General features: G+C 59.9%; 6 protein-coding genes. 1 reads left to right on the top strand and 5 read right to left on the bottom strand.

The window, feature by feature from the left end; all coding sequences use genetic code 11:
* The 5 genes from HX846_RS24420 to HX846_RS24440 all read right to left on the bottom strand — a co-directional run.
* A partial coding sequence (locus HX846_RS24420; protein WP_178966247.1) for an ABC transporter ATP-binding protein occupies positions 1-609 on the bottom strand: 609 nt, incomplete at its 3' end.
* Positions 606-1,406: an ABC transporter permease gene (locus tag HX846_RS24425; protein ID WP_003219747.1), complete on the bottom strand. Its 801-nt coding sequence runs from the start codon at positions 1,404-1,406 to the stop codon at positions 606-608. The genes HX846_RS24420 and HX846_RS24425, both read right to left, overlap by 4 nt.
* Entirely contained in the window at positions 1,393-2,238 is an 846-nt protein-coding gene (locus tag HX846_RS24430; RefSeq protein ID WP_003219748.1) for an ABC transporter permease subunit, read from the bottom strand. Before HX846_RS24430 ends, HX846_RS24425 begins: the two co-directional genes overlap by 14 nt.
* Positions 2,235-3,041 (bottom strand): alkaline phosphatase family protein, encoded by an 807-nt coding sequence (locus HX846_RS24435; protein WP_003219750.1) that lies wholly within the window; start codon positions 3,039-3,041, stop codon positions 2,235-2,237. The genes HX846_RS24430 and HX846_RS24435 overlap by 4 nt, the downstream gene beginning before the upstream one ends.
* Before the next feature lie 187 nt (positions 3,042-3,228).
* On the bottom strand, positions 3,229-4,296 hold the full coding sequence (locus HX846_RS24440; protein ID WP_003219752.1) for an ABC transporter substrate-binding protein: 1,068 nt from the start codon (positions 4,294-4,296) through the stop codon (positions 3,229-3,231).
* Positions 4,297-4,647: 351 nt separating this feature from the next.
* Here HX846_RS24440 and HX846_RS24445 point away from each other — a divergent pair, with 351 nt between their 5' ends.
* Positions 4,648-5,361: a UTRA domain-containing protein gene (locus HX846_RS24445; protein ID WP_010166446.1), complete on the top strand. Its 714-nt coding sequence runs from the start codon at positions 4,648-4,650 to the stop codon at positions 5,359-5,361.
* Positions 5,362-5,532 lie beyond the last annotated feature (171 nt).

Consider the following 5,532-nt stretch of genomic DNA (forward strand, 5'->3'; position numbering starts at 1 on the left):
CCGATCACACAGGCGGCGGACGATGGCCAGGTCGTGGGCGATAAACAGGATCGCCAGGTTCATGCGCTGTTGCAGTTCCAGCAGCAGGTTGATGATCTGGCCCTGGATCGACACATCCAGGGCAGCCACGCATTCGTCGGCGATGATCAGCCGCGGCTCCACCGCCAGCGCCCGGGCAATGCCGACGCGCTGGCACTGGCCGCCGGACATCTGGTGCGGGTAGCGGCCGGCGAGTTCTTTCAGCTCCACCAGTTGCAACACTTCCTGCACGCGTTTGTGGCTGTCGTCGGCATTGACCTTCTGCATGCGCAGGCCGAAGGCGACGTTCTGTTCCACGGTCATGTTGGGGAACAGCGCGTAGCTCTGGAACACCATGCCGATATGCCGTTTCTGTGGGCTCAGCGGGACGATGTCCTGGCCATCCAGCAGGATTTTCCCGCTGTCCACCGAGGTCAGGCCGGCGATGCAGCGCAGCAGGGTCGACTTGCCGCAGCCCGACGGGCCAAGCAGGGTGACGAATTCGCCCTTGGCGATTTCGCAGTTGATGTCACTGAATACCGGCGTGCCGGCGTAGCCTTTTTGCAGGTGTTGGACGCTGACGAAGCTCATTGGCTTTTGTCCTTGTTCAAGATGTTGGCGGCCCAGGTCAGCACCAGCACGAAGAAGAAATAGGAGATCACCAGGGCACTGGTGAAGTGGCCGCTGCTGTTACGCATATTGTTGAGGTACACCTGCAGGGTTTCGTAGCGGGTGCCCACCAGGATGTTGGCGAACACGAACTCGCCGAACAGGAACGAGAACGACAGCAGCAATGCCACCATCAAGCCCTTGCGCAGGTTCGGCAGCACCACCAGGAACGCCGCCTGGAAGGTGCTGGCACCGAGCAGTTGGGCGGCGTCCATCAGGTCCCGCAGGTTGATCGCTTGCAGGTTGTTGGTGATCGCCCGGTACATGAACGGCAGCGCCACGGTGAAGTAGCAACCGATCAGGATCCATGGCGTACCCACCATCGCAAATGGCCCCGAGCCGTAGAGCTGCAACAGCCCCACCGACGACACCACCGGCGGCACCGCGAAGGGCAGCAGGATCAAAATGTTCATCAGCGCGTCGAGTTTTGGAAAGTGGTAATGCACCACAAACAGCAGCGGCAGGATCAGCACCACCGACAAGATCAGCGCGCCAACGCACACCAGCAGCGACTGGCCGAAGGCATTCAGGAAGCGCGGGTCACTCCACAGCTGGATATACCATTTGAAGGTAAAGCCGGATGGCAGGATGGTCGCCGACCAACTGCTGGCGATGGAGTAGACCAGGGTGCCGAGCAACGGCAGCACCAGGATTGCAAACAACAGATACACCACTACGCGGTGGTAGAGGGCGGCCGAGCCAGGTTCAGCGCGAGACATGGTAGCTCCTCTTGAGCAGCAGTTGATGGACCACGGTCACCACGGTCATCAGCGCCACCAGCACCACGGCCAGGGCACTGGCCATGTTCGGGTCCAGGGAAATATCGCCGGAGACCATCGCCGCGATGCGGATCGGCAGCACGTTGAAGTTGCCGGTGGTCAGCGCGTACACCGTGGCGTAGGCGCCGAGAGCGTTGGCCAGCAGGATCACGAAGGTGCCCAGCAGCGCCGGGGTCAGCACCGGCAGACCGATGTGCCGCCAGTACTGCCAGCCGTCCGCGCCGAGCAATGAAGCAGACTCGCGCCAGTCTTCACGCAGTGCATCAAAGGCCGGGTAGAGCAGCAACACGCCGAGGGGAATCTGGAAGTAGGTATAAAGGATGATCAGGCCGGTCTTGGAGTACAGGTTGAAGTCCTGAATGATCCCCGCCTGCTTGAGCATGATGGTGATGCTGCCGTTGAACCCCAGCAGGATGATGAAGGCGAAGGCCAGGGGTACGCCGGCAAAATTGCTGGTCATGTTGGCGAACGCGGTCACGAAATTGCGCAGCGGCCCGTCGACCCGGCGCAGCGAGTAGCTGCCAAGTACGGCGATGATGATCCCGAACACGCTGGAGTAGAAACTGATTTCCAGGCTGTACTGGATCGCCTGCATATAGAACTTCGAGCTGAAGATCTTGCTGAAGTTGGCCAGGCCCCAGCCGAACTCTTCGGACTGGACGCTGCTGATCATCACCCACACCAGCGGGGCGATTTCGAACACGATAAAGAAGATGGCGAAGGGCACCAGGCACAAGGCGGCCAGCCATTTGCCGCGGATCACTGAATTCACTTCAACAGCTCCCGGCATACAGGTTTGTCGTGGGGTACACCCAACAGCTCGCAGACGGTGCCGCACAGCTCGGTTTGTTTGGGCGTGGCGTGGGTGTCGAGGCTGAAGGCATCACCCAGCACAAACAGCGGCACTTCCCGTTCTTCCGGCAGCAGGCCGTTGTGGGAGCGGTCGTTGTTCATGCCGTGGTCGGCCGTCACCAGTACCTGGTAACCGGCGTCGAGCCAGCCTTGCAGGTAGTCGGCGAGGATGATGTCGGCCGAGCGCGCGCTGTTGCGGTATTGCGGGGTGTCGAGGCCGTGCTTGTGGCCGGCATCGTCGATGTTCATCGGGTGCACCACCAGGAAATTCGGCGCGTGTTTGAGGCGCAGGCTTTCGGCGTCGGCAAACAGGTGCGAGTCCGGGTAATGGTCATTCCAGTAGAAATGCCCGTGCTGGATCGCCAGGGCCGAGTCGCTGGTATGCCGATCCCGGGCGGCGATAAAGGGCGAGCGGTTATACAACTCGCTGACCCAGTGATACGCCGCCGCCGCCGTGGATAAACCGGCGTCGGTGGCGTAATGGAAAATGCTGCGCTGGTTGGACAGGCGCGAAACGTTGTTGTGGACGATGCCGCTCTCGATCGGCGGTACGCCGGTGAGGATGCATTCGTACAGTGGCCGGGACAGGGCCGGCAGTTCACATTCCAGTTTGTACAGTGCTGCGCGTCCTGCGCCGACATAGGCCTGCAAGTGCCCCATGGCGTGTCGGGCAACCTCGTAATTCAGGCCGTCGAGCACGACAAGGATGACGTTGTGCTTCATAGGGGCTGGGGCTCCGCAACAAATAGGCTTGACTCGGTTTTTCGGCTGGAACACCGATCAAATGTGGGAGCTGGCTTGCCTGCGATAGCGGTGTGTCAGTCGACAATGCTGCTGAATGTCATACCGCTGTCGCAGGCAAGCCAGCTCCCACACTGACCGCGTTCCACTTGAACAGGCGTGTTAAGCCTTATTGCATATTGATGATGACTTCTTCCTGCCACTTCTGCGGCAGTGCCTTGGAGGTCTTCTCCCAAGCGTCGGCGTCCTTGATCGGCGTGACTTTCTTGTACTGCTCGTTAGGCAGCAGCTTGGCCTGTACGTCGGCTGGCAAGGTCAGGTGCTCGGCACGGATCGGCCGCGCATTGCCACGCGCCAGGTTGGTTTGGCCGGCGTCGCTGAAGATGTATTCGCGGGTCAGCTTGGCGGCGTTCGGGTGCTTGGCGTATTTGTTGATGATCGTGGTGTAGCCGGAAATCACCGAGCCGTCCGATGGGATCAGCACCACGTAGTCATCCGGGTTGGCCATCTTGGCCTTGTAGCTCAGGCCGTTGAAGTCCCAGACCACGCCCACTTCCACTTCGCCTTTTTCCATGGTGGCGATGGTTGGGTTGGCCAGCGACAGGCGGCCTTGCTTGGCGATGTCGGCGAACATCAGCAGCGCCGGCTGAATGTTCTTCTCGTCGCCACCGTTGGCCAGTGCGGCGGCGAGTACGCCGTTGGCCGCCTGGGCGGCGGTGCTCACGTCACCGATGGAAACCTTGTATTTGCCGGTCTTCAGGTCAGCCCAGCTTTTCGGAGCTTCGGAGCCGTGCAACAGCTTTTTGTTGACGATAAAGGCGATGGTGCCGGTGTAGGCCAGGGCCCAGTTACCGTCTTTGTCTTTCGCCCAATCCGGGACTTGTGCCCAGGTGGTCGGTTTGTACGGTTGGGTAACGCCCTGTTTCACCGCGATCGGGCCGAAGGCTGCACCCACGTCGCCGATGTCGGCGCTGGCGTTGTCTTTCTCTGCCGCAAACTTGGCGACTTCCTGGGCGGAGCTCATGTCGGTGTCGATGTGCTTGAGGCCGTAGGTCTTGGCCAGGTCGTCCCAGGTGCCTTTCCAGTTGGCCCAGTCATCGGGCATGCCGACGCTGTTGACGGCGCCTTCCGCTTTCGCGGCGGCTTCCAGGGTTTTTAGATCGGTATCAGCGGCCATGGCGGCGGTGCACATGGCAATGGTCGAGCCTAACAGTGATGCCAGGAAAAGCTGTTTCATCCGAAGCTCCTTTGGGCGTTTTCAACGCTGCGTTTTTATCGACGTTTGCGGTGGTGTTGGTCTAGGTCAGCAATACACGAGCCAATTTAGGCGTGGCGGATGACAGTTTCATGTCGATGTCGTTTTTTGTTGGCCTGGACGGGGGATCACCGGGTAAGCGTAGACCATGCCCAACCGCCCGGAAGCCTTGGACTTGGCCGATGTATTGCAGGTCTTGTGGCAGGACGTCGCGAGGCGCTGTCATCTGTCGGTCATGTGCAATGCCTAGGCTTGCACGCAACAGCAGAGGCGCGTTTAGCGGGCGTTTTGTGCACCTGAATAGTGCTGGTCTAGTCCAGATAGGTAACGTTGATGCGTGATGAGGCAACCAAGGCGGTGACAACCATTGGCCTGGCGCTGCAAGAGCAGATCGACCATGGCTTGTTGGCGCCTGCCAGTAAGCTGCCGGCCGAGCGCAAGCTCAGCGAGTTGTTTGGTACCACCCGCATTACGGTGCGGGAAGCCTTGTTACAACTTGAGGCCCAAGGGCAGATTTATCGCGAGGAGCGGCGGGGGTGGTTTGTGTCACCGCCCAGGCTTGCCTATAACCTGATGCAGCGCAGTCATTTTCACGCGATGGTGAGTGCCCAGGGTCGGGTGCCGTCGACCGAGGTGATTTCGGCGCGGTTGCAGCCGGCTTCGGCGGCGGTGTGTGCGTGGTTGCAGTTGCCGGCGTTGTCCAGCGTGATTCAGATTTGCCGGGGGCGCAGGATTGATGGGCGGTTGGTGTTGTATGTGGAGCACTATCTGAACCCGCAGTATTTTCCGGGGATTCTGGAGTGTGATTTGAATCAGTCGATTACGGAGTTGTATGCGCGGGTGTATGACTTGCACTACGGGCGGGTGCGGTTTGAGATTGTGCCGACGTCATTGCAGGTTGAGGCTGCGGCGGCGTTGAGGGTGTCGGTGGGGAGCCCGGGCTTGCGGATTGCTCGGGTTAATTATGATCAGCATGAGCGGTTGATTGATTGTGATCTGGAGTTTTGGCGGCATGATGCGATTCATGTGGGGGTGGATGTGGTTTGACGTTTTGCCTGTGTGTATCCGTTATCTAGGTCACGGCGGCTTTTGGTTCCGCTCTCACAGCGGCTCACTTTTGAACAGCTGGAATGCCGGCCCAGCCCCAAGTAAGCACAGGGCTTTACCCCGATGACCCGAGTGTTAGAGCAAAAGCAGAGCCGCTTTATGTGGGAGCGG

It is taken from the genome of Pseudomonas sp. K5002 (genome assembly GCF_013386655.1).
In the GTDB taxonomy this organism is placed as follows: Bacteria; Pseudomonadota; Gammaproteobacteria; order Pseudomonadales; family Pseudomonadaceae; genus Aquipseudomonas.

Bases quoted from the DNA above. Each gene is read 5' to 3' on its own strand.
- HX846_RS24425 (WP_003219747.1), bottom strand. From the start codon at position 1,406: ATGTCTCGCGCTGAACCTGGCTCGGCCGCCCTCTACCACCGCGTAGTG.
- HX846_RS24435 (WP_003219750.1), bottom strand. From the start codon at position 3,041: ATGAAGCACAACGTCATCCTTGTCGTGCTCGACGGCCTGAATTACGAG.
- HX846_RS24440 (WP_003219752.1), bottom strand. From the start codon at position 4,296: ATGAAACAGCTTTTCCTGGCATCACTGTTAGGCTCGACCATTGCCATG.
- HX846_RS24445 (WP_010166446.1), top strand. From the start codon at position 4,648: ATGCGTGATGAGGCAACCAAGGCGGTGACAACCATTGGCCTGGCGCTG.